The sequence below is a fragment of the Psychrobacter sp. AOP7-B1-24 genome (genome assembly GCF_052376215.1).
Lineage (GTDB): Bacteria > Pseudomonadota > Gammaproteobacteria > Pseudomonadales > Moraxellaceae > Psychrobacter.
The window spans coordinates 22,812-47,748 of the sequence record NZ_JBQSVL010000003.1; the positions used below are offsets into that span (position 1 = coordinate 22,812).

23 protein-coding genes are annotated in these 24,937 nt (G+C 42.6%); 10 read left to right on the forward strand and 13 right to left on the reverse strand.

All coding sequences use genetic code 11. The annotated features are described in order from the left end of the window. Positions 1-33: 33 nt before the first annotated feature. Complete coding sequence (locus ACT3QP_RS01180; RefSeq protein WP_442061969.1) at positions 34-471, reverse strand: sulfurtransferase TusA family protein; 438 nt, start codon at positions 469-471, stop codon at positions 34-36. 468 nt (positions 472-939) lie between these two features. Between ACT3QP_RS01180 and ACT3QP_RS01185 the strand changes: the two genes are divergently transcribed. After that, entirely contained in the window at positions 940-2,532 is a 1,593-nt protein-coding gene (locus tag ACT3QP_RS01185; RefSeq protein ID WP_444524162.1) for a M48 family metalloprotease, read from the forward strand. Positions 2,533-2,579: 47 nt separating this feature from the next. Here the strand turns inward: ACT3QP_RS01185 and ACT3QP_RS01190 are convergent, their stop codons facing one another. After that, entirely contained in the window at positions 2,580-3,032 is a 453-nt protein-coding gene (locus tag ACT3QP_RS01190; protein ID WP_444524163.1) for a GatB/YqeY domain-containing protein, read from the reverse strand. 121 nt (positions 3,033-3,153) lie between these two features. Further along, a complete protein-coding gene (rpsU, locus tag ACT3QP_RS01195) occupies positions 3,154-3,369 on the reverse strand; it encodes a 30S ribosomal protein S21 (RefSeq protein WP_010195908.1) in 216 nt (71 codons plus the stop codon). 408 nt (positions 3,370-3,777) lie between these two features. Here rpsU and ACT3QP_RS01200 point away from each other — a divergent pair, with 408 nt between their 5' ends. The 4 genes from ACT3QP_RS01200 to crcB all read left to right on the forward strand — a co-directional run bounded on the left by ACT3QP_RS01200 (position 3,778) and on the right by crcB (position 6,613). Further along, on the forward strand, positions 3,778-4,170 hold the full coding sequence (locus ACT3QP_RS01200; protein ID WP_444524164.1) for a hypothetical protein: 393 nt from the start codon (positions 3,778-3,780) through the stop codon (positions 4,168-4,170). 81 nt (positions 4,171-4,251) lie between these two features. Then, entirely contained in the window at positions 4,252-4,767 is a 516-nt protein-coding gene (locus ACT3QP_RS01205; protein WP_444524165.1) for a c-type cytochrome, read from the forward strand. Positions 4,768-5,131: 364 nt separating this feature from the next. Next, positions 5,132-6,190: a tRNA (adenosine(37)-N6)-threonylcarbamoyltransferase complex transferase subunit TsaD gene (tsaD, locus tag ACT3QP_RS01210; protein WP_192518171.1), complete on the forward strand. Its 1,059-nt coding sequence runs from the start codon at positions 5,132-5,134 to the stop codon at positions 6,188-6,190. 51 nt (positions 6,191-6,241) lie between these two features. Beyond that, a complete protein-coding gene (crcB, locus tag ACT3QP_RS01215) occupies positions 6,242-6,613 on the forward strand; it encodes a fluoride efflux transporter CrcB (RefSeq protein WP_192518170.1) in 372 nt (123 codons plus the stop codon). A 549-nt stretch (positions 6,614-7,162) separates the two neighbouring features. Here the strand turns inward: crcB and ACT3QP_RS01220 are convergent. From ACT3QP_RS01220 to potA, 4 genes are all read right to left on the reverse strand, one after another. Further along, on the reverse strand, positions 7,163-8,053 hold the full coding sequence (locus ACT3QP_RS01220) for a LysR family transcriptional regulator (protein WP_192518168.1): 891 nt from the start codon (positions 8,051-8,053) through the stop codon (positions 7,163-7,165). A gap of 93 nt (positions 8,054-8,146) precedes the next feature. Continuing rightward, positions 8,147-8,935, reverse strand: coding sequence for a spermidine/putrescine ABC transporter permease PotC (gene potC / locus ACT3QP_RS01225; protein WP_192518167.1), 789 nt, complete (start codon positions 8,933-8,935; stop codon positions 8,147-8,149). Then, a complete protein-coding gene (gene potB / locus ACT3QP_RS01230) occupies positions 8,935-9,813 on the reverse strand; it encodes a spermidine/putrescine ABC transporter permease PotB (protein WP_192518166.1) in 879 nt (292 codons plus the stop codon). Before potB ends, potC begins: the two co-directional genes overlap by 1 nt. Continuing rightward, on the reverse strand, positions 9,813-11,054 hold the full coding sequence (potA, locus tag ACT3QP_RS01235; protein ID WP_192518165.1) for a spermidine/putrescine ABC transporter ATP-binding protein PotA: 1,242 nt from the start codon (positions 11,052-11,054) through the stop codon (positions 9,813-9,815). The genes potB and potA overlap by 1 nt, the downstream gene beginning before the upstream one ends. Positions 11,055-11,861: 807 nt before the next feature. Between potA and ACT3QP_RS01240 the strand changes: the two genes are divergently transcribed. From ACT3QP_RS01240 to ACT3QP_RS01250, 3 genes are all read left to right on the forward strand, one after another. Then, the gene (locus tag ACT3QP_RS01240) at positions 11,862-12,500 is read left to right on the forward strand and encodes a carbonic anhydrase (protein ID WP_192518164.1); all 639 of its coding nucleotides are present in this window, start codon (positions 11,862-11,864) and stop codon (positions 12,498-12,500) included. Positions 12,501-12,649: 149 nt separating this feature from the next. After that, positions 12,650-13,225 (forward strand): lactoylglutathione lyase, encoded by a 576-nt coding sequence (gene gloA / locus ACT3QP_RS01245; RefSeq protein WP_192991802.1) that lies wholly within the window; start codon positions 12,650-12,652, stop codon positions 13,223-13,225. Between the two features lie 104 nt (positions 13,226-13,329). Then, positions 13,330-14,286: a mechanosensitive ion channel family protein gene (locus ACT3QP_RS01250; protein WP_192991803.1), complete on the forward strand. Its 957-nt coding sequence runs from the start codon at positions 13,330-13,332 to the stop codon at positions 14,284-14,286. Between the two features lie 277 nt (positions 14,287-14,563). Here ACT3QP_RS01250 and ACT3QP_RS01255 read toward each other — a convergent pair whose 3' ends face one another. From ACT3QP_RS01255 to ribA, 3 genes are all read right to left on the reverse strand, one after another. Next, a complete protein-coding gene (locus tag ACT3QP_RS01255; RefSeq protein WP_192991804.1) occupies positions 14,564-15,046 on the reverse strand; it encodes a c-type cytochrome in 483 nt (160 codons plus the stop codon). Between the two features lie 395 nt (positions 15,047-15,441). Then, complete coding sequence (hemF, locus tag ACT3QP_RS01260) at positions 15,442-16,446, reverse strand: oxygen-dependent coproporphyrinogen oxidase (protein WP_192518160.1); 1,005 nt, start codon at positions 16,444-16,446, stop codon at positions 15,442-15,444. A 7-nt stretch (positions 16,447-16,453) separates the two neighbouring features. Beyond that, positions 16,454-17,146: a GTP cyclohydrolase II gene (gene ribA, locus ACT3QP_RS01265; protein WP_192518159.1), complete on the reverse strand. Its 693-nt coding sequence runs from the start codon at positions 17,144-17,146 to the stop codon at positions 16,454-16,456. Positions 17,147-17,612: 466 nt separating this feature from the next. On the opposite strand from ribA, the gene dxs reads away from it, so the two are divergent. After that, positions 17,613-19,661: a 1-deoxy-D-xylulose-5-phosphate synthase gene (gene dxs, locus ACT3QP_RS01270; protein ID WP_442439982.1), complete on the forward strand. Its 2,049-nt coding sequence runs from the start codon at positions 17,613-17,615 to the stop codon at positions 19,659-19,661. Between the two features lie 403 nt (positions 19,662-20,064). Next, positions 20,065-20,892 carry an inositol monophosphatase family protein gene (locus ACT3QP_RS01275; RefSeq protein WP_442439983.1) on the forward strand — a complete coding sequence of 276 codons (828 nt, stop codon included), beginning with the start codon at positions 20,065-20,067 and terminating at the stop codon, positions 20,890-20,892. A gap of 119 nt (positions 20,893-21,011) precedes the next feature. Here the strand turns inward: ACT3QP_RS01275 and ACT3QP_RS01280 are convergent, their stop codons facing one another. From ACT3QP_RS01280 to ACT3QP_RS01290, 3 genes are all read right to left on the reverse strand, one after another. After that, the gene (locus ACT3QP_RS01280) at positions 21,012-22,433 is read right to left on the reverse strand and encodes a WS/DGAT/MGAT family O-acyltransferase (RefSeq protein ID WP_442439984.1); all 1,422 of its coding nucleotides are present in this window, start codon (positions 22,431-22,433) and stop codon (positions 21,012-21,014) included. A 265-nt stretch (positions 22,434-22,698) separates the two neighbouring features. After that, positions 22,699-23,526 (reverse strand): thiazole synthase, encoded by an 828-nt coding sequence (locus ACT3QP_RS01285; protein ID WP_442439985.1) that lies wholly within the window; start codon positions 23,524-23,526, stop codon positions 22,699-22,701. Between the two features lie 413 nt (positions 23,527-23,939). After that, positions 23,940-24,647, reverse strand: a complete 708-nt coding sequence (locus ACT3QP_RS01290; protein WP_442439986.1) for a DUF4442 domain-containing protein — start codon at positions 24,645-24,647, stop codon at positions 23,940-23,942. Positions 24,648-24,937 lie beyond the last annotated feature (290 nt).

Consider the following 24,937-nt stretch of genomic DNA (forward strand, 5'->3'; position numbering starts at 1 on the left):
ATTTATAGTTGTAATTGTAAAGGATAGCGACACTTAGTTGCTATCAGTTTTAGTAATGATGAAGTGATATATTGTATCGAAACGCTGTGATGATATGCTATTAGTTGTCTGTTGGTGGGTGACGCTATTAATAATCAATAGCAGCTGAGTTTGACGACAAAAAGCAGTGATATCAGCTTGTGAGTTGGCATCGGTGGCGACGACATATAGTGAGTCACCATTTGCGACATCACGTAATGCCACTTTGGTTTTTAATAACGGCATCGGACAAGCAAGTCCGCGGCCATCGACGAAGCGAGTAATATTAATGCTAAGTGGTCTTATCTCTGCATTCTGGTTTAAAGCACTGTTATCTGCTTTCAATAAGGCTAAAAGTTGATTGATCTCTTGTTGATCAGCACTAGAGATTTTTTCTGATAATCTTATAGCGTCAGGTGTATGGAGGATGGTGGACTGACTATCAGCAGACATAAAACAACCTTTATAAAGACCAATACTTTAATTGGCACTATTTTTATGGTAAATAATAGTTGGTTTTAGAATATTGTTAATTTTAAGGTTTTGTTATGGAGTGCCTTGTGCTCAATAGCAACCCAAACCTATTGTTTAAGTTGCTATTATAGCAAATAGCCAAGGTATCAGTGCAGTTGAATATAATCAACATCGTATTCGGTTCGTTAGAATCACACAATGATGTTGCACGATAGTGACACACCGCTTAGTTATTGGTAGTCGAAAACATACTAGAATTGACCTTGTATCAACAAGCTCGTATAGTCGACAAAACATGGTTCATACTCACTTGTATAGGATAAGTATTTGTATCACTCTAATAGACAGTCGATGTTTGGTAGTACCAGCATCCGTTCATCGAATATACACAAGTCAAACCAACATGTGCTCTGCTTCATGTCGCTTTTTTGTGGACGAAAAAAAACGATGCTGTCTATAGCGGTATCAAGTGCTTTTGCATCAGGAGTTGCAGCGGCATTATTGATGGCCATACCCGCTGCGGCCAATAGTATTGACTGGAGTGGTAGCAGTAATCAAACAGAGTCAACCAATTATAATTCGTGGCAGCCTGCAAAAACCGACACACTAAGTCTACCTAGCTTGCGTGGTCAAGGCTTGAGCTTCGCTGAACAATATCAAAATAAATTGCTTGGTGAGTGGTCGCTACGAAATGTCAATGGTAGCATTAAGATGGAGCATGACCCTTGGATTCAAGAAACGCTCAAAGACATGACGTGGCGTCTTAATGCTCAAGCGCGGCAGCAAGCACTAATGGGCTTGGTGATTATTGATAGTCCGAGTATTAATGCCTTTGCGGCACCAGGCGGTGTCATTGGAATCAATACAGGAACCATATTGGCAGCCAAGAGTATGGACGAGCTTGCCAGTGTGGTCGCGCATGAAGTTGCGCATCTTAGCCAACATCATTATGAGAGTGGTGTCGATGACCGCAAAAAAGCATTACTGATGCAGGTAGGAGGTATGCTAGCGGCGATAGCAGCGTCAGCGGTCGATGGTGATGCAGCAGCAGCGGTGATGATGGGTAGCCAAACAGCGACGATGAATAGTAGCATGGCGTTTAGTCGTAGCAATGAGCGTGAGGCTGATCGGATAGGAATGCAAATCATGACTCACGCGGGTTATGATCCGAGAGCGATGCCGCGATTTTTTGCGACCATGAATCAACAAAGTCAACTGAATCAATCCGAAAACCAGTTCTTACCAAGTTTTATACTCTCACATCCATTGACTAACGAGCGCTTGAGTGACGCACAAAGTCGCGCGCAGAGTTATCCGTCATTATCATTGAGCCAGCAGCAACGTCATCAGGCGTTGTTTGACCTGCTCTATTGGCGTGTACAAAGTATGGGTAAGCATGCTTCTAAGACAGTATTGACCACTGCTGCCAACAATAGCATTGGTGCTAAATTGGCATTGATGAATTGGTACGGTGAGCAGCAACGTTTTAAAGATGCCGAAAAAGTACTGAGTGACATCAATGCATTGCCAGTGGAACAGCGTCAAAGGTTAGAACCCTTGTTATCGATTACTCATAGCCAAGTATTGACAGAACAAGATAAGTGGTCAGAAGCCGCTGAGATTTTAGATGGGCAACATCGTCTTTATCCTGAGCGTCGTGATCTTCGGATTTATTTGGCCGAAGCGCTCACCAACAGCAACCAGCCAGCTAAAGCGCAAGCATTGCTCAAACCTTTGATAGAGCAGCAGCCAAGTGATCGCTATGCTTGGCAGAGTTTACAGCTGGCCAATGAGAAGTTAGCAAAAACGACTACATCACCACAATTAGCCAATATTGCGACAATCAATGCATTACGCTATCGGAGTCAGGATCAGCTATGGAGTAATCGCTACGAAAGTGCGCTAATATCACTCACACAAGCTAAGCAACTGGCAGAAAAACTACAAAATACCACGCAAGCAAATAGTGCACGTCCACTCTTGGCTAATATCAATGCAGAAATTAAGGCAGTAAAAACCGCCAAAGACTTTAAGCCTTAGGCGGTTGTTTGTACCAAAATACTGATTAATCAATAATAGGTAACCAGCTATTTGCTTTGTAGTGCTTCTTTGACCAGTTTAGAGATGATGGCTGGATCAGCACGACCTGCGGTTTTATTCTTTAACACACCCATCACGCTACCCATATCACGCATAGAGGTTGCACCTTGCTCAGCGACTTCTGCTTGTACCAAGGCTGTAAGCTCCTCATTATCCATTTGTTTTGGCATAAACTCGTTGATGATGTTGATTTCAAACTGCTCTTTGGCTGCTAAGTCGTCACGACTGTTTTCGGTAAAAATACCAAGCGACTCGTGTCGCTGTTTTAGCTGCTTTTGTAGTACTTCTAAGACTTGGTCATCGTCAAGTTCTATTTGACGATCAATCTCGATTTGCTTGATGACTGCTTGTACGTTACGCAATACTTTAACACGCTCAAGCTCACGAGCTTTCATGGATAATTTGATACTATCCGATAAGTTTTGTTTAATTTGGCTCATTGTTATTATCCTTATTGGCTAAGTGTTAATCATAAAAATTGTAGCATAAAAAACGCCACTGATATCAATTGATAACAGTGGCGTTAGTGTAGCGCTTGTATTTAACTAACCGTAATATAGGTTAGTACATACGAGTGGTACGAATAGTTTCGCGTTGTAATTTTTTCTTATAACGCTTTACGGCAGCTGCTTTTTTACGCTTACGTACTTGCGTTGGTTTTTCATAAAACTCGCGCTTACGTACGTCTGACAATACACCAGCTTTTTCACAAGCACGCTTGAAACGACGGATAGCGATATCTACTGGTTCGTTTTCTTTAACCTTAACTGCAGGCATGAAGACTCCTTGATTAGGATGAGATATAAAGGCATTAGTTTGGCTGTGTATTAGTATTTAGCCGTGATATCTCAAGATCACAGGCATCAGCTCAAACTAGGATAATATTGCGCATGAGCACAAGGGCAGATATTTTAATAAAGAATATTAAAAAAGTCAATAAATTTAGTGTGTTAATCCATATTTATCATCAAACTGCATGATGTGATGTTGAGATAAGGATAGGTTGTTGTGTGAACTATATATTTTTAGCGAATATTAGATGTATACATAAATATCTTGCATAAAATTATCATGAATAAAAACCCTACTGTCTATAACGGTTTGGTTGGAGTTTATGCTATGATATTTTCCATATAGTAGTAAGCATATTAACCGTTTTGTGTGCATTTTATTGAGGATGTTTGAATGAAAAAGACAGTATTAAATACGGCGTTGAGTACAGCATTTATTGTCGCTTTTAGTTTTGGTGTTAGCGCTTGTGGTGGTCACGAAGAAGGCGAGTCACATGAAGTATTGGCAAAAGATCGCGTAGATGCTGCCTCAGCACTTGCTCGTGAAAATGCCCCTGACGCTGAAGAATTCGACTTTCCAGAAACAGCCGTTGCTCCAGTCGATGGTACAGCAGCAGCTGATACCGATGCAGCGACTGATACCGCTACTGATGCCGAAACAACGGATGAAGTTGCCGCAGAAGAAACGACTGCTGATACCAGTGCTGACAGTACTGATGCTGACGCAGCTACTACTGAAGGCACAGACATGGAAACAACGGAAGCAGCTGACGCCACCGCTGAATAGATATTTTTTAACTGTTGTAGATAAAGTTGATATGATGCAGCGAGTAGCTGCCAATATGACACGTTAAGTATAGGTGCGATAATGAAATATAAATTAAAGCAGATAAATAAAAATATTTGTTCTGCTATCAGCATTATTGCATTATTGGCATTGAATGCTTGTAGTGATGATAGTACAGCCACTAAAGAGCCTGCTGCCAATGAATCTGCCAATACTAGCGTAGTGGCAGAGGATACTCCTATCTCTGATTCTGAAGTCGCTAGATCTGAACCGGTAGTGAAAGTAGAAGCTGTCGAGACGACTGCTGTGACAGAAGTTTCGGAATCCGAAGTTACTGCTGAGCCTGAAGTATTGGCCGCTGACGCAGGTGCTAAGCTCTATGAGTCAAACTGTAAAGTGTGTCATGAGGCAGGTTTGCTTAATGCACCAAAATATGGTGATAAAGCCGCGTGGGCAGCACGTCTTAGCAAAGGTAAAGATACGCTGCATATACATTCAGCAAAAGGCTTTAAGAATATGCCAGCGCAAGTGACTGACAAGATAAGTGAAGCACAGGTCTATGCTGCTGTAGATTATATGATAGAAGCAGTCAGCTGATACTATATATAGAATATATTCGCCATTGAAATTTGCTAAAATAACCGTCATTGTGACTGACAATGGCGGTTTTTTAATGCGCGTTCTTTGTTATGTCAAAGCTAAAAATATAGTCAGCTGTGTCTAGGGCGTGCCCTAAGTCATTTGGTCTATCCAATGATTGAAACCTCCGTTTTTATGGCTACTCAAGCTTTAGCGCCAGCATATAGTGGAGTTCAAATAATTTCGATACAAGGAAATCGAGTGCAAGCTATACATTAGTATGGTCAGCGAGGATGACGATGTAGCGGATTTATATGGATTTGACTATAAAAAGACAAACATTGCAAAAGTAGCATAAAAATAAAAGCATAAAGGCAAAAATATGAAAGTGTTGGGTTTAGAGACCTCTTGTGATGAGACTGGTCTAGCGATTTTTGATAGCGAGCAGATGGCTAATGACAATCAAGGTTTGGTTGGGCAAGTGCTGTATTCACAAATAGAGCTGCATGCCCTCTATGGCGGCGTGGTACCTGAGCTTGCCAGTCGCGATCATATTCGCAAACTAGTGCCTTTGCTCAATGAGCTGTTAGAGCAGTGCGATATGAAAAAAAGCGAGATCGATGCGATTGCTTATACCAAAGGCCCAGGTCTCATTGGTGCGTTGATGACGGGCGCATTATTTGGACGCAGTTTGGCTTATGGTTTGGATATCCCAGCGATCGGCATTCATCATATGGAAGGGCATCTACTGGCACCGCTGATGGGTGCACACCCTCCTGCGTTTCCTTTTGTGTCGTTACTGGTCTCTGGTGGACATACGTTACTGATCGCTGCACGTGGGGTCGGGCAGTATGAGATATTAGGTGAATCGATAGATGATGCTGCCGGTGAGTGCTTTGATAAAGCGGCTAAGATGCTAGGCTTGCCTTATCCTGGTGGCCCCAATATCGCTAAATTGGCTGAGACAGGTAACCCTGATGCGTACCATCTGCCCAGACCGATGTTACATCGTGGTTTAGACTTTTCTTTTAGTGGTATGAAAACAGCCGTGCATAATCTCATCAAAGACACGCCACTATCAGGAGGGTCAGGTAATAGCTCTGATAGCGATCCACAAGTGCGAGCGGATATTGCTGCCAGTTTTCAACATGCAGTGGTCGATACATTGGTGAAAAAGTGCGTCAAAGCACTCAAGCAAGTTGATATGAGCCGACTGGTGATAGCAGGTGGTGTCAGCGCTAATACGCATTTGCGCACGACTTTAGAAGCTGAACTGGCAAAGATAAACGCGACGGTGCATTATGCACCACCTGCCTTGTGTACGGATAATGGGGCGATGATTGCTTATGCAGGTTATGAGCGCTTGCAGGCTGGGCAGTCTGATGAACTAGCCGTGAGCTGTGTGCCACGTTGGCCGATGACTGAGCTGCCTGCGGTATAAAAAGTATTTTATTCAACAAACTCTAACGTCTATTAGAAGTAAGGATGGTCTATGCAGTGGCTTGCCGTTGGTTTAGGAGCAGCATTTGGCGCGTGCTTGCGGACATGGTTGGCTCGCTTTAACCCGCTGCACAGCTGGATACCACTGGGTACATTGGGTGCTAATATCTTGGGCGGTCTGCTAATAGGGTTGGCCTTAGTTTGGTTCGAGCGGATGGGCAGCGGTCTGTCTCCTAATATTCGACTGTTTGTGATCACTGGGTTTTTGGGCGGGTTGACGACTTTTAGTACCTTTAGCGCGGAAGTGTTTACTTTTATCAGCGAAGGCAGGTTATTAGCAGGTCTTGCATTGATAGGTCTGCACGTTGGCCTGACATTAGTGGCAACCGCGCTGGGATTTTACTTCTTTAAGTTGGTTTTGTAGCCGTTGGTAGATAGTCATCGTTTAATGGTCTGTTATAAGTGGTTCCATGATAGCAGTCTATTTTAAGTGGTCTGTTAATAGGTTTGAAGGGCAAAATAACTGGTTACCTTGGGGTATACCCAGAATCACCCATTTTTAGCTTTTCGAATTCTTGCCATCTGATAGGCATTGACATACTCGCCGTTACGATAAGCATAATCCACCATTTCACCTTCTATCACAAAGCCCAAGCTTTTATATAAACCAATGCCTCCGATGTTATCGGTGTAAGCAGTAATGAACCGCACCGGGATTATCAGAGACTCAACTCTCTGAGATATAGCATATAGTTCGAAGCCTGTATAGCGCACCGATCATAGATAGAATATGTATGGTAAGTACACCATGAAGTACACTGTGGTTATCTTAGCAAGTTAAAACCCTGATACCATTAGCCTACAGCCTAAGGTTCAATTCCTCACTAGGGAACCATTATTTACCATAACATTTGTTACGATATGAAAAAGTGACTAATATTTTATAACTATAAGAAAGTAATCAGTAATGAACCTACAACGGCTTCACTATCCCTTCTAGTAAATTCGCAAACCCTTGCATATACGCCGTATCTTGGCTAGATGTGCGCGTTGCTGCATACAACTGACAATGTACACCTACACCCAACTTCCGCGAGACGACCCAACCTTTTTTCTCATATTCCGCGACGACCCAATCAGGCAATGCAGCAACTCCGCGTTCACTAGCGACCAGCTGAATCAGCATCGCTGTCAGCTCTGTCGTACGAACGCTCTCAAAGCTTACCTGCGCTGGCGTCATAAAGTTGGCGATAATATCGAGACGTTTGGCCTCGACGGGATAGGCAATCAAAGTCTCATCAGTCAAATCACTTGGATCGATAAAATCTTGCGCTGCCAAATCATGCATGGGTGACAGTACTAAACGACTCTCGTATTCAAATAGTGGCTGATAACAGAGTCCTTCTATCGGTAAGTTGCTGGTGGTAATCAGCAGGTCAATATCACCTTCCATCAATAAATGATGGGGCTCAGGCTCAAAGCCCGTCGCAAAGTCCAGCTCCACATCAGACCATTCGCGGCGATACTGATTGAGTATCGGCATTAGCCAATCAAAGCAGCTGTGACATTCAGAGGCTAGGCGTAACCTGCCTGCTTGCCCGTGTGCTAGGCGTTTAAGATTGGATTTGGTACGGGTCACTTGCGGCAGGATGTTATCTGCTAATGCCAGTACGGCTTTACCAGCTGGCGTAAAGGTGAGCGGTCGCGTACGACGATTGACCAAGTTGATATCGTAGTAACTCTCTAGCTCTTTTAATTGGTGTGATACCGCAGACGCTGTGACGTGCAGCTCATCGGCAGCGGCAGCAAGTGAGCCATGCGCTCGTAGCGCGGTCAAGGTGTTGAGATGGCGTAGTTCTAGCATAAGACGACCTAACCACTAAAGTGAGATAAATTCATTATAGTACATATGTTGCTGACTTTCATTCATAGTATATAATTAATGATTCAGCAACAGCTAGCGCTTGCGCAACAGTACTTGTGAGATAATAACCAATATTAAAGAAGCGACTAATAATAATGTACCAATGGCATTGACCTCAGGCTTTAACCCAACTCTTACCATAGAATAAATCCGTAACGGTAAAATCTCATAACTGGGTCCTGTCACAAAGGTTGAAACCACTACATCATCTAGTGACAAGGTAAAGGCCAGCAACCAACCTGCCATAACCGCAGGTAAAATGACTGGAATTAGTACAGTGCGCACCATCGTTGATTCATTGGCACCTAAATCACGTGCCGCTTCCATCAAGCGCTCATCTAAGCTACTCAGCCGTGCAAACACAGTGATGACCACGAAGGGCAAGCAAAAGGTAATGTGTGCCAATAGCAGTGAGACAAAGCCCAATTGCAGTCCGATTAATAAGAACAATGCTAATAACGAGATAGCGAGCACAATCTCAGGCGACATCATCAACACAAATAGCAGACCATTTAGTAGGCCTTTACCGCGAAAATTATAACGATGTAAGGCTAGGGCAGTGAGTGTACCTATCAACGTTGAGACAGTTGCAGCGACTAAACCTAAGACAATAGAGTGCCAAAACGCATCGAGCATCGCTTGGTTATTAAAGAGCGATTCATACCACTTTAAGCTAAACCCGCCCCAGTTGTAGCCAATCTTTGACTGGTTAAATGACATCACTACTAAGACGATGATAGGTAGATATAGCAAGGTATAAATCAAGCTAAGGTAGCCTTTAGCAGCGATACTGCCAAGCTTCAATGTGCGTGAATGAGACATTAGGCCACCTCATTAAAGTCGGTTTTACCAATACGGCGACTGCTGGCGCGGTAGGCGAGTAATAACAACGCCATTGCCAGTGTCAGTATTACACTGGCGGCGGCCCCAAATGGCCAGTCACGGGCATCTAAAAATTGGTTTTTGATGATATTACCGACCAATAAGTTACGTGAGCCACCCAAAATATCTGCTACATAAAACATACCCATCGCAGGTAATAACACTAAGAGCACCCCAGAGATAATCCCAGGTGTCGTCAATGGTAGCACCACGTGCCAAAACGTCTGGGTCTTGGATGCACCCAAATCCTGAGAGGCCAACAGCATGTCATTACGTAAATCAGTAAACACCGCATATAAAGGCAATACCATAAATGGAAATAACAAATACGTCAGACCAGCAATCACCGCACCTTGCGTATATAAAATATCGATAGGTGTATCGATAACGCCTATAGCAAGTAGTGATTTATTAATCAAACCGTTATTAGCAAACAGTAATTTGAGTGCATAGGTACGTACTAAAGAGTTGGTCCAAAATGGCAGTATCAATAGCATCATCAATAGTGGTTGCCAGCGTACTTTGGCTTTAGATATCAGCCAAGCAAAAGGGTAACCGAGTAGTAAGCAGATGACGGTTGTGATACCTGCCATCCATAGTGAGTGCACAAAGACCTCAAAATATAAGGGGTCGATCATACGCACATAACTATCGATGCTGACCGGCAAGCTAATAAAAGCACTGCTATCACGGGTCAAAAAACTGACAGCAATGACTAAGATGTTTGGCAATAGCGCAAATATCAGTAGCCAACCCCAAATCAACCATAGCGTTGCGGTACGAAAAGGACTTTTACTGCCCAAGCTACGAGGTGCCATCAGCTACCATCCTTTTGTACAGTCGTGTCTGACATATTTTCGGAGACTTCTGGCAATACCCATTCCCAGCCATCTACCCATGAGACTTTGACACCTTCGTTTAGTTTGTAATCAAAGCTCGGGTCGTCTTCATCAAAGAACTCAGAGGCCTTAATAATATGACCGTTTGCCAGTTCGATAATTGAGTCTAACGTACTGCCTTTATAGTTGCTTTCAATAACGCGGCCAAACAGGCCAATGTTTTCATCATCTTTTGGATCATAAATCCGTAAGTCTTCAGGACGAAGCAGTAAATTTACGATGTCGCCTACCTGCACATCATTGGCAAAATTAGGACGGCGTAGATTCCGTAGTGCTGTAGGTCCATCTTGTGCTTGCGCCTCGCAAACCTCTACTTCGATACGTCCGTTGGTGACTTTGCCATCACGATCTGGCTGATTGGGATACACACCTTTTACTTCAGCTTTGAACAAGTTGGTCTCACCGATGAATTTGGCGGTGAACAAGTTGGCAGGCGTCTCATAAATCTCAATGGGTGTGCCGATTTGCTGAAATGAGCCATCTTTCATCACCGCGATACGGTCCGACATCGATAGTGCTTCTTCTTGGTCATGAGTGACAAATACAAAAGTAATGCCCAGCTCACGCTGTAATCGTTTTAGCTCAGATTGCATTTGCAAACGCAGCTTGTGATCGAGCGCGGATAATGGCTCATCAAGTAATAATAATTTGGGACGATTGATCACGGCACGCGCAATCGCTACACGCTGCTGCTGACCACCTGATAAATCTTGTGGTTTACGATTGGCTAAATGCTCTAGCTGTACCATGGCGAGCATCTCGCTCACTCGTGTTTTAGTCTCATCTTTAGATACTTTTTTGAGTTTGAGTCCGTACGCCACATTTTGTGCGACACTCATATGAGGAAACAATGCATATTGCTGAAATACAGTATTGACTGGACGTTTATCTGCTGGCAACCCTGCCATCTGTAGACCATCCAAATATATAGCGCCCTCATTTGGCTGCTCAAAACCTGCAATCAAACGTAGTAATGTCGTCTTGCCACAACCGGATGGGCCTAGCAGGGTCAGAAACTCTCCATGCTTGATATCTAGGTTGATATCTTTTAATACTTCCGTTTGATCAAAGGTTTTTTTTAGACCAGTCAGTTGCAACAGCACCTTGTCATCATTGGGTGATACAGGAGTTTTGTGCGTATTGGGAGGAGGGATGGTCATGGTTTTTTCCTAGGCATCTAACATGATGATATGGCGATTTATTTAGGATGCTGCTATCAAGGTGATTGAATGTGGATATGATCAGTAGAGATAAACTTAGTTTTATTGACACGTATTATAACAAACCCTCGATATAAATTAGTGCAAGTTCGTTATAAGGATGCAAGCGATGACAAGTGGTATGCAATCGCTTGTATTAGGACGTGTCATTAATTAGATTGTGAGGCTTGAAATGAGACAGGTTTTAGATAAACAAGGAAAAAATTGCCGTTAATATTTATCATTTTGCTCTTTACCGTTTCTCTATACTATATGAGGAAAAAGTTATGATGCAAAAGTATGGAGGTTCTGCAGAGACATTAGGGCGTGTTGAACATTCAACCATGGCACTGACAGAGACTATTTTTTAGGCGATTCTAAGGTAAAAGTAGTAAGTTTAGTCTTTCTAAGCGTCTATTTTTAGCAATGAAGCGGCAAAAAATACTCCTGTCCCTACGGCTGATGATAAAATTGCCCCATACTGCGTTGCAAATCTAGCTAAGGCATTTGCATTACCGTCGCTTTGCGCCTTGTCTGGAACAATTTTAGCAATCAGCAGTGCCTACTTGTGAATGTTCAACACGCCCTAAACCTAAACTTTTTATCAATTTTTAATTCTGATTGCTATACAATCACGTTGTGGCTGACAAATATGGTCAGCATGCTGGTTATTAATCATTGCTAGTAAATACTGAGCCAATTTTTGTTTGTATAAATCGATTTAAAACAGCCTGTCACTTTCATAATATTGATAATAAAGGATATTTTATGCCTAACGATACACGCCCAAAAACGGGTCAAGAAGCCCTTGAGATTTTAAGAGAAGGCAACGCACGCTATGTGGATAGTCTTACCAGTATTGAGTCAGGTATGCAGCGTCGACCAGAGTTGGTGAAAGATCAAGATCCTTTGGCGATTATTTTGGGTTGTTCGGATGCACGCGTACCTGTTGAGATTGTATTTGATCAGGGCTTAGGTGATTTGTTTGTCATTCGAGTCGCAGGAAACGTGGTAGCGCCTTCACAGATTGGATCCATTGAGTTTGCTGCTGAAAAATTTGGTACAAAACTGGTCGTGGTACTTGGACATTCACATTGCGGTGCGGTCACGGCCTGTGTAGAGACGCTTATCAATCCCGAGCAAAACTACTCTCCTAACTTGCAATCTATCGTCGATCGTATTCGCCCAAGTGTCTATAATTTACATGAGCTAGCAACAGCGAACGGTCAGGATGTCGATGCTGATGAATTGCTAGACCGCTCTATCCGTGCCAACGTACGCATGTCAGTTAGTCAGCTTAAGCATGGTTCGCGTGCGCTAGAAGATTTGACTAATAGCGGTCAATTGCTAGTCGTTGGTGCCGAGTATGACTTAGAGACAGGAAAAGTAAGGTTTTTAGAAAGTTAATTAAACCCCGCCCTAGCACAGACTCTTACAAAACCCTCTCAATCCTTTCATGATTTTTTATTATGATAAGAGGGTCAAGCGCGTAAAAACAATTTTTGCGCGCTTATTTCTCAAATCAATATATTGTTAATATTAGGATATCTATATCTATGTCAAATACTGAATCAGCTACCGATAATCATAATGATTTTGTCATTGATCAGCCAGAGAGCAGTGTAATCACTACTGGTGTGCAGCCAATTTCAGCTCAGACGACAGGCTTTACTTTTAACCATACGATGCTACGGGTAAAAAACCCTGCCAAATCATTAGCCTTTTACACAGGCGTTATTGGTATGACGTTGCTTGCGGTCAAAAAGTTCCCTGATATGGGTTTTGATTTATACTTTTTAGCCAAATTGACAGAAAGCGAGCGTGAGAATTTGCCAGCTGGTGATGATTTAGAGATTTTTGCATTCCGTCAACGTGGTATTTTAGAGTTGACCCATAATTATGGGACAGAAACCCAAGCTGACTTTAGTTACCATGACGGTAACCAAGAGCCACAAGGTTTTGGACATATTTGCTTTAGCGTGCCTAATTTAGAAGAAGCCGTTGCTTGGTTTGATAAAAACAATGTCGAATACAAAAAACGCCCAGAAGATGGCAGTATGAAAAACATTGCCTTTATCAAAGATGTCGATGGTTACTGGATTGAGATTGTCCAAGCTGACTTGATGGGTTAGGTTTGAATGCGTGGTATAAGGAGTTATTGCTTATGCCAAGCAGTTATAGTTATTAATGGATTGAGTAAGTTAGCGAGCCCCCTGATCAAAGGAGTGATACCTAAATGCCCACCTCTGAGGAAGTAACACCTGATGTTTTGACCTACCAAAGTATTGTGGATTCAGCAAATGAAATATTTGTTAGTTTTCTTGAACGTATTCCATATTTTGTTGCTTCTATCATCGTGGTTCTTGTGTTTTGGTTTTTATCGATTGCCTTTAAAAAGGTTGTTTATAAAATTTTAGGCCGTCGTAGACGTCATCAAAATCTAGTGAAAGTCTTTCAGCGAGTGGGTGGGGCGCTCATTATCTTTATTGGCATTATGATAGCCATGGTCATTACAGTACCAGACTTTACGCCTGCCAAGTTGATCGGTGCACTTGGTATCGGTTCAGTTGCTATTGGTTTTGCCTTTAAAGATATTTTTCAAAACTTGCTGTCTGGTATCTTGCTACTTATTTCAGAGCCGTTTCGTATCGGCGATCAGATAGTGTCTGGTGAATATGAGGGCACCGTCGAAGATATTAAGATCCGTGCAACTACCATCAAAACTTATGATGGTCGGCAAGTGGTGATTCCCAATTCTGATTTATATACCTCAGCGTTGACAGTCAATACGGCATATAAGCAGCGACGATTACAACTGGCCGTGGGTATTGGTTATGAAAACGACATCGAAGCAGCAAAAGCTGAAATTTTGCAAGCATTAGACAGATCAGATAGTGTCTCAAAGAAAGCTCAGCCGAGTGTGATCGCGACAGGTTTTGGAGATTCTTCGATTGATTTGATGGTGCGTTGGTTTATTGAAGATGGCACACAGGCCAATAAAGTCGCCTCGACTCATCAGGTTTTTGTAGAGATCAAGAGCGCATTTGATGCGGCTGGTATAAATATTCCATTCCCAATTCGGACGATAGATTTGAGTGATTCATCTGTCGTGACGATTGTGAATAAACTGAATGAGCAAAAAACGATCGATACAAGCAAGCCAATTGATACGAGCAAGTCAGTAGCAGAGTAATCATGTCTTAATATGGACATAGCTTAATTTTAATAATAAAAAAACCGCCCTATCAAAAATGTGGCGGTTTTTTTATGCTTGTCTACTAGGGCGTGTCTTCATTTCAAAAATGGTGATAAAAATGAGATAAATTGCCGTCAAACAAGGAAAATAGCGCAGATAATATCGGGATATTAACCAGCTATTTGACGATGTTTGGCAAGATTCAGCCATTTTTAGCCCATTGAGATGACTATCGAGTGACTTGAAGACACGCCCTAGCTATCAGTATAAAGGTTTATTCATTTTTTGCTCTAAACTCAGTATGACATGATTTACAGCTTGCACCAACTTCACTAAAGGCAGGCTTGATGTCTTCCATGCTAGTCGCTGTCTGTGCAGCAGCGCTTAGATTAGCTGTGACGGCTTCGAAGTTTTCGGCTTCTGCACGGAACCCTTCCGCATTAGACCAAACTGCCTCAGTTGCATTACCCATGTTTTCTGGGTCTTCGAAATGACTCCAGGGCGTACTAGCATCTTCTGCTAAGAATGCGGCTTGTTCTTTAACGACATCTGCATCAAAGGTATCAGGTGCTTTAGCCATATCGCCCATGACACCCATGGCATCACCCCAGTTTTTCATGCTGTCTTGACGGGCTTGTAGATCAGGGTTAGAGTCAGCATCTGCTGAAGGGCTACATGCCGTTAAGCCTAGGGCAGCTGCCATTAATGTGATACCAAAAATAGACTTTAATGACTTATTAGAATGAACCTGTGTCATATAGATTACTCCTTTAAAATATTGCTAATAGTATGCGTGTATGCAAACGCTGGCTTTGAACAAGGTGCAGGTATAAAGTGTACTTATAACTATTTAGAATCGTATTCGACTCTAAATGATTTTTTCAGAATATGACTTCTATTGTAACCACAATTTACGTAGTTATAGTTAAAATAGTTGTTACATCATCGTAATTTTTGAAATGACAACTATTTATTAGGACAATAATAAAGATAATCTAAAATATATAGTTGAATGAACGCAATCCCTTAATGTAACTGACAGTTTTTTAAGAGTGAGTATATAAATAAGGTCAGCTACTATAGCTGACCTTATTTTAATATTTTAGACAATAGTCTGGAAGACATCTCTAGTCCTTATTATATTCGTACAAACTATAGAGTCAACCAATTACGTGGTTTCAGATAAAAATCGGTCAGCTCAAATTCGGGCGTCCCTTCAGCAGGTTCGAAGCGGTAGTGCCAGCTAGCCAATGGTGGCATGCTAACCAAGATAGACTCAATACGACCATTACTTTGTAGTCCAAATAACGTGCCGCGATCATAGACAAGGTTATACTCAACATAGCGACCACGGCGATACAGCTGAAATTTACGCTGTTCATCGGTGTAAGGTGTGTCTTTGCGCTGCTCAAAAATAGGTAAAATGCCATCCAAATAACCGTTACCTACAGCTTTCATAAAATCAAAGCAGGTTTCAAAATCCCAGCCACGACTTTCAGTATTGACATCGTCATAGAACAAGCCGCCGATACCGCGCTGCTCATCACGATGACGTAGATGAAAATATTCATCACACCATTGTTTAAAATCAGGGTAGATGTGATCGCCAAAAGGCGCACATAGGTCGTGGCAAACCTGATGCCAATGAACACAGTCAGCCAGTACCGGATAAAACGGAGTCAAATCAAAACCACCACCAAACCACCAAATAGGGTTCTCACCTTTCGCTTCGGCGACGAACAAACGCACATTGGCATGGCTAGTAGGGACGTTGGGGTTTTTGGGGTGTACCACCAATGAGACGCCCATGGCTTGAGCTTTGCGACCAGCGATATCAGGGTGACGTGCCGTTGCTGACGCTGGTAGGTTGTGAACATGAATATGACTAAACATCACGCCCGCTTTTTCAATCACCTCGCCATCTGCTAGGACACATGAGCGTCCACCGCCGCCTTCAGGACGTTCCCAGTCATCAGCGACAAACGTGGCATGCTCGTTGCCATTTGTGCCACCATCACGCTCTTGTGCTTCTAACGCTTGACAGATTCGCGCCTGTAAATCGACTAAGAATTCACGTACTCGTGCGATGTCATTATCGGTCGGTGTCGTCGTTGACTCTGAGAGATCGTGCTTATTATCTATATTTGAAATACTCATAAAATATCTATTTATTTAGGTGTATTGCAGTATTGAGGTCTTTATCTAGCAAGTGTCCCATACGGTCGCGTTTGGTCGCTAGATATTCAGCGTTCATATCATTTACTCCAACCAGTAATGGTACACGTTCAATGACATCAATACCGTGTTCAGTGAGATAAGCAATCTTATTTGGATTGTTGGTGATAAGACGAACGGTATCAACACCGACATGAGCAAGCATCGGTCCACACATGTCATAAATGCGGGCATCTGCGGGCAAGCCTAACATTAGATTGGCATCTAAGGTATCATGCCCTTGGTCTTGGAGGGCGTAAGCACGAATTTTATTGGTCAGGCCAATACCGCGACCTTCTTGACGCAGGTATAATATAGCACCGCAGCCTGCCTCTTGTATGGCTTGCATTGCTGTATTTAGCTGTGGCCCGCAATCGCATTTCAGTGAGCTAAAGGCGTCACCAGTTAGGCACTCAGAATGAATACGAATCAATGGCGTCTGTTGTTCAAGCAGATGAGGTTTTTGATTTGCCATCTTACCATTCGGGTTTGCTGTATTGTTCAATTCTGTGTTTTGAGCAACCACAGGAAGTCCAACGGTCAGCATCACATGCTCTTGACCGTCTTCGTTTTCAAATATATGAATATCAAACTCGCCATGACGAGTTGGTAGCTTGGCACTAGTAATAAATTGATATGACATTAATGTCCTGCATAAGCCGATAATTGTGGCAGTGAGGTCTGTAATAGCAGTATAACCTGTTCGTAACGCACGCGTGCTGATTGTCTTTATTATAAATAACACACAAAGTTCACAGACGATGCACGATGATTAAAGCGACCATTAAAAAAAAATGCTATTATGCCATACTATTTTGACGGATACAGTGACAAGTCTTTACCCTTACATTACTATGTCGTCACGAACATTCGGTATTGATGCAAAATAATAAGGCATAATATCCACCCTTAGCATAAAAACGCTGTCTATTATGACGGCGTGTTTGCTTTTAGACGCCACGTAGCTATATGCGCGTAGGCGTAGCATGAATAATTATATGGTCAGTCACATCAATAATGATGTAGATATTATTGACGTCGCTTAGCTATAGTTATCTTTATATTCTAAAGCACGTCTAGTCAGCAGATTGGTAGGTATCGTACGGTTTATGCAGCAGTCACCCCACCCCCCACAGTCTCAGTCCGTATCTGAATCAGCCACCACGTCTGCTGCCCAGTTGTCGACTTTGCAGCAGACTTATGCTGTCATTCCGCGTGTGCGCCCGCATACGCCGTTATTAGATGGTATTAATGTACCCTCTGATTTAAAATCCTTTACTGCAGCTCAGCTTATTACCTTAGCTGATGAATTACGGCTTTTTTTGCTGTACTCAGCTGGTCAGAGTGGCGGGCATTTTGGTGCCAATTTGGGCGTGGTTGAATTGACCATTGCGCTACATTATTTATTAGATGCTCCAGAAGATCAAATCGTTTGGGACGTTGGTCACCAAGCGTATGCTCATAAGGTATTGACTGGTCGTCGTGAGCAGCTAGGAAGCATTCGCTCTAAAAATGGTTTGACTGCCTTTCCTGAGCGTATGGAGTCTGTGTACGATACCTTTGGTGTTGGTCATTCATCTACTTCTATCTCAGCGGGTTTAGGAATGAGCCTAGCGCTGCGTTATCAAGGTCGATCGCAAACAGTTGCTTGTATTATTGGCGATGGTGCGATGACAGGTGGTATGGCATTTGAAGCCATGAATGATGCGGTACAGCAAGATGCTGATCTACTGGTCATCCTTAATGATAATGATATGTCTATATCCTGTTCTATCGGCGGATTTTCGCGGCATTTAGCCATGCTTTGGGAGTCCGGCTATCAGGTTGATATCTCTGATAGCGGTGAACCTGTCTTATGTCATCGTCCCGATATGCAAGGGTTTGATCGTCGAAAGCGTCACAAAGAGATGCGCGATGTTCCGCAAGTAGAAGATAATTTATTTAAAGCCATTGGTTTTACCTACTTTGGTCCGTTTGATGGTCACAATATTCCTGAGCTGCTACGGGTACTATCATTGGCTAAGCAGCTAAAAGGTCCTGTTTTAGTTCATGTTTATACCACGAAAGGTAAAGGTTTTGCGCCTGCTGAGTTAGATCCGGTCGGCTATCATGCTATCAGTAAGCTACCTGTTGAAGAGAGCGAAGCGAAAGCTAAAACGGCTAAAGCGGTAGAAAATAAGCCTGCATTAAAGTATTCGCAAGTGTTTGGACAGTTTTTATGTGATAAAGCAGCCGAAGACAAGAATCTGCTTGCCATCACGCCTGCGATGGAAGAAGGTTCGGGGATGATTGAGTTTGCTCGTCATTATCCAGAGCGTTTTTTTGATGTGGCCATCGCTGAGCAACATGCTGTCACGCTAGCCGCTGGTATGGCAACGCAAGGTGTTAAGCCAATTGTCGCGATTTACTCTACGTTTTTGCAGCGAGGTTATGATCAGCTGATTCATGATGTTGCGTTGCAAAATCTTGATGTGATGTTTGCGATTGATAGAGCAGGTTTGGTCGGTGAAGATGGGGCCACCCATGCTGGCGTGTTTGATTTTAGCTTTTTACGTTGTGTGCCAAATATGGTGATTGCGGCACCAAAAGATGAAAACGAATGTTATCATCTACTCAATACCTGCTATGAATATCAAGGATGTACGGCAGTACGGTATCCACGCGGTGTTGGAACAGGTGCTGTTATTGAGCAGCCAGCACAAACCTATAAAATCGGTAAAGCCATGGTTGAATCTGTATTGGGTAGCGATGATGCACCTAATAAAGTCGCGTTGTTGGCGTTCGGTACGATGGTGGCTACGGCTCAGCAGGCAGCAGAAGTTATCATCACTGATGATGTCGCGTTAAATTGTCAGGTACATGTGGTCAATATGCGTTGGGTGAAGCCGCTAGATACCAAATTGTTAGAGTCGTTATTAGCACAAGGCATTACTCACATCGTTACTTTAGAAGAGCATGTGATGATGGGCGGCGCGGGTAGTGCGGTCAATGAGTATTTGCTCAATGAGTCTGCTGCTTTTAAACGCCACCGTTCAGTTATTTGCAATCTTGGTATTCCTGATCGCTTTATTGCCCACGGTTCACAAGCGGAGCAAATGGCCGACTGTGGTTTAGATGTCCAAGGTGTAGTTGCGCAACTTAAGAAGTTGTTGTTATAAGCCGTATGCCTTTTTTTGATGTATACCAAATTTTTTAAGATTTTAGATTTTTTAAATTGATAGTATTGAGCTTTTATTTGTTGATAACAGAATACTGAAGTTAATAAATAAAAGCCTTACACTTAGATCTATCGCCTACTTAGCCGTGGGTGCTGACTTTTTTACAACTTGCGCAGTTTGTGATGACCACCAAAATATAGGGTGGTTTGGCGAATGTAATGGTTTTTTCGTTTTTATCGAACAATTTTAGTATAATGCGGTTGTCGTTTATAAGTTTTTATTTGTAAAAGACACGTTTTTTAAATCGCATAGATGTGGTGTGATGCGGCTAGTCTAATTGGCATGTTGTGGGCACAAAGTTAGTCTTATTTTTATATTCATTCATCAAGCAAATAGGTTATTTATGGAACCCATGGTCGTCATCGCAGCACGCACTGCCGAAAAAGTTGGTAAAGAGATTTTATATGCGCATCAAAACCGCCACAAAATCGAGCTAGATATCGAGTCGAAAGGGCTCGACGGATTGGTTACGCGTATTGATCGTTTCAGTGAAGAGCTGACGATTGAGACGTTAAAGGCCAGCTATCCAAATCATTCATTTTTGGGTGAAGAGTTTGGTATGCAAGAAGGTATCGGTGAAGATGCTGACTGGTGCTGGATCATTGATCCGCTAGATGGCACCAAAAACTTTGTTCATGGCGTGCCACAGTTCTGTGTATCTATTGCGGTACAGCATAAAGGTGTTACTCAGCATGGTGTGGTCTATGATCCCGTCCGTGATGAGATGTTCTCTGCTAGCCGTGGTAAAGGTGCACGTTTGAACAATCGCCGTATGCAAGTGAGCGAACGCAAAACCATTGATGGTGGTTTATTTACTACGGGTCATCCGTTAGAGCGTAAACGCGATGGTGAGGTTGTTTCTTATGCGAAAGAACATTTTGAAAGCCTACAGAAAGTCTCTGAAGCGGGCGGTCAAATTCGTCGTTTAGGGTCAGCAGCACTAGATTTATGCTATGTAGCAGCTGGTCGTTTTGACGGTTATTTTGAGATGTCTATTAAGCCGTGGGATATCGCTGCTGGCGAGCTTATCGTTACTGAAGCACGTGGTGTGGTGGTCGATCATACAGGTGCGCATAACTCGATGACATCAGGTTCGATATTTGCATGTAATGTCAAACTATTGAAACCGCTCATGCAAGTGGTTGTGCCACTATGGGGCGACGCAGTATAGGACGCTATATCGTTAGGCCTTAGCATCGTGAAGTCTTAGTGTTGCTAAGTCTTAGTATAGCGAGCTAGTAGCGTTTAAAAGTTTGTATTTTATAGCCTGTACATAAAAAGCTGGTTCCGTTAAGGAGCCAGCTTTTTTATTATTTTATTATCTTTAACAGTAATACCTTGAACTGCGAGTTTTTTGCTTATTATTTCTAATAACGTTAATTCTTTTTCTATCAAATCGAGCATGTCTTGTACATGTGGCAATGCCTTGCTACAAGCGGCAATACCAAACTCAATCTTATCCAAATAGCTGGCTAAAGTGATATTCATGGCCTGCCCATTGAACACAATAGAAGCAGGATACAATGATTGTAGGCGTGCACCATTCCAATATAGAGGCTTCTTGGAACCAGCAACATTTGAAATAATGAGGTTAAAGGCTTGTTTTTTTGGAAATAGGCCAGTGGCTAAATTAATACCTTCCCAAGCATAGGCGATGACACTATAGTTAATGACTTGCGCTTGATTCATACGGCGGAATCGACGTTTGCTATTGTTCATACTACGATGAATCAGCTCTATCCTACGCAATGGATCATCAACATGTGTGCCTAAATTGGCCAATACAAATGACACCTGATTGCCTGATATGCTGTTGTCCGTACGCAGTGACATCGGTACAAAAGCAATGAGTGGCTTGCTTGGTAAGGCATCCATCGATATCAAGTATCGACGCAGTGCTCCAGCACAAACGGCTAAGACCACATCATTTTTACTGATTTGTAATCTTTGAGCAATATCATTAAAGCGCTGTATGTCATAAGACTGTGCTGCTATCCGCCGTGAGGCTGAAATACGCTTATTTAAAATACTCATTGGTGCATCAAAGGTGCCGACATAACCCTCATCGCCAGAATTTTTGAAGTTATCTAGCAGTTCTGTGAATACAGGTTTAATGGTAGATACTTGCTCTTTAACGATACGTCTAATGGATCTTCTTGAGGGTAATATTGTGTTTGCGTGATTACGATGACGTGCCATTAAAGACCAGATTGGTAGTGTCACTGGCTCAAGTGGTGATTGCGAGAGAGATTTTTGTACAAGGCGCATGGCTGCCACGCCATCGACCAAGGAATGATGGATTTTAAAGTATAAAGCAAAGCGTTCTGGATCGCCCTCATTCTCTGGGTTGATACCTTCAATTACATGGCACTCCCATAAAGGCATGGCGCGATCAAGCAAACGTCCATGCTCTCTTGACACATACATCAGCAGTTCGCGTACCCGTGCAGGTTTTGGTAGCGCGACATGATGAAGATGATGCTCGACATCAAAGTTTTTGTCTTTGTTCCAACATACCAAATGCTCCAAAACCTGATCAAAAGGAAAGGTCGGTGGTACAGAGGAATCCTGCATCTGCTTCACTAATTGATAGACAAAATCACTATCTGCTGCATCTGGAACTTCAAATACAAATAAGCCACCAACATGCATGGGTTGTTTACGCGACTCAAGAAACAAAAATAACTGATCGACTGCTGTGAGAAGTCGCATAATAAATCCTTTTATGACGATATGTTAAATGAGAAGCTATCATGAGCACCTATGAAGCAATCATCTAGTCTTTATTAGGACCACATGACATTGAAACTATATGGCATGGAAACTATATGACTGCCTAATAAGAGCTTTAGGTGGTTATTAAAATAACCTCTCAATATAAGTGAGTCTACCGTCAACTTTTCTTATTGTTATGTGGCTGAATTTCTATTATATTCAATAAACACTAAGTGTGATGCAGTATCACTAAGTCAAAATCTTACTGAAAAAAGTAGCCAGTTTGTGGTGAGCTAGCAGTTGCCATTTTACGTACAGGCATACGTCCTGCTAAAAATGCTTCGCGACCTGCCCACATAGCATGTTTCATGGCATGCGCCATCATTACTGGATTTTGAGCATTGGCAATCGCAGAGTTCATGAGTACGCCATCACAGCCAAGCTCCATCGCCAGTGCAGCATCTGAGGCTGTGCCAACGCCGGCATCTACCAGTACGGGAACCTTAGCGTTTTCAATGATTAAACTGAGCGTGTGACGATTGAGAAGACCAAGACCTGAACCAATCAAGCTGCCAAGTGGCATGATGGCGACACAGCCCATGCTTTCTAGTTCTTGTGCAACGATAGGATCATCTGAAGTATAGACCATCACTTCAAAACCATCATCAATCAATACTTTGGCAGCTTTCAACGTTTCCATTACGTTTGGATATAAAGTTTTTTCATCGCCCAAAACTTCAAGCTTAACCAAGTTATGGCCACCTAATAGCTCGCGCGCTAGCTTACAAGTACGAATAGCAGTCTCAGCATCAAAACAGCCAGCCGTGTTGGGAAGGATGGTGTATTTATCGGGTGAGATGACGTCCAATAAGTTAGGTTCGTTACTATTTTGTCCAATATTGACTCGGCGAATAGCAACCGTGACAATCTCGGCTTCTGAAGCGGCAATAGCAGCACCAGTTTCGGTCATGTCTTTATACTTTCCTGTACCAACCAGCAGTCGAGAAGAGAATGTACGAGTGCCTACAGTAAAAGTATCTTGTGAAAGTGGAATAAGATTAGTAGTAGGAGAAACGGCTTGTTGTGACATAAGGATGATCCTAATAGCGGGCGAACAAAAGTAACAAACAAAGAGTAAGGTCAATTGTAAAGGTCATTCAACGCAGGTCGTTATTTGGTAATAGACAGTTGCTTTTGATTATTATGGTGACGATGAGATAAGAAAGCGTCTAGCATCAAAGGCAAGCCTTGTTACGTGCGCAAAATGAAAGGTTATTATAACAAACTCATGCGTGCTTACTGACAATCTTTACCCAGTTTAACCATTTATAGCCAGCGAACTACCAAAGCAATACTGTACTACCTTCCTTAGAGGTACTACAGTATAGTCAGTAGTCTTGTCTCTATTTTAGAATTTTTTGACTCTAGATAGGGCGTGTTGAGTACGCCCTAAGTAAGCTGGTACCGTATTTGCTTGTAGTGACATGAACTATCTCTCATCATTTATAGCTGATTTATTGTTTTTTCGGGCTCTGTGGTGGTTTCAGCGTCAGTATCAACCTCTGTGATTTTATCATTTTCTTTACCTTTACGGCGCGCTTCTAGTTCAGATTTAGGTATCCAAGCCCATGTCATCTCAACCACGATTGGGTCGCGTTCACTATCAGACTCACGGTCATGAATCACGCAAGGAATAATCATTTCACCTTTTGGAGTGTTTAAGATATCCAAACGCTGCTCATCAGATAAGCTTGCGACTGCGGCAATTTGACCTTTTTTGATCGGACGATAAAAATTAACTGAATAAGATTTAATTAATAGCACACGGTCAGAGGGTAAGTTTAAACCCAAAATAAAACCTGTGGCCGTTTCGGCCAGTAAGGTAATCGCAACGGCATGGATAGAGCCGATATGGTTTTGCACCGACTTGGTATTATTTAAACTGACAACGACCTGATTGGGGTCGACTGTCTCGTAATAGACCCCCGTTGTGCCGACATACGGCACTACCTTACCAAAGGCTTTTGATAAAATGCTCGATCGGGCGCTGGCGGGTAAGTACTTCGTCACGGATAACAGTTTGGTGAATTGGTTACTAATAGGTTTGAGAGTGCTGGTGGGTTTTTCGGCTGGCGATTTTGTATTGTCAGACATTTTGGCTGGTAATTTACTGGTCAGCTTGGTAGGGAGTTTTTTTAATAATCCTGACATACAAAATTCCTTAACTTATATGGATTGAATGAGGTTTGAGTCTTAGGTCATATCCGATATCTGGCTATCGTAGCAGAAAAATACTGAGTATTATGAAAGCTGCTATAACCACTATGTTACATTAACTATTGTCGCTCGACTATTATTAGAATGAACTGCTGCGCTTAAAAACCAACAGTAACGTCATCATGTCTTAGATGCTAGAAACAACCTCGTGACAAGCTGTATTGTTGACAGTAATGTTGTTAGATGCTTTATGATGGGCAACGTTATAGTAATAGCACTTTCGA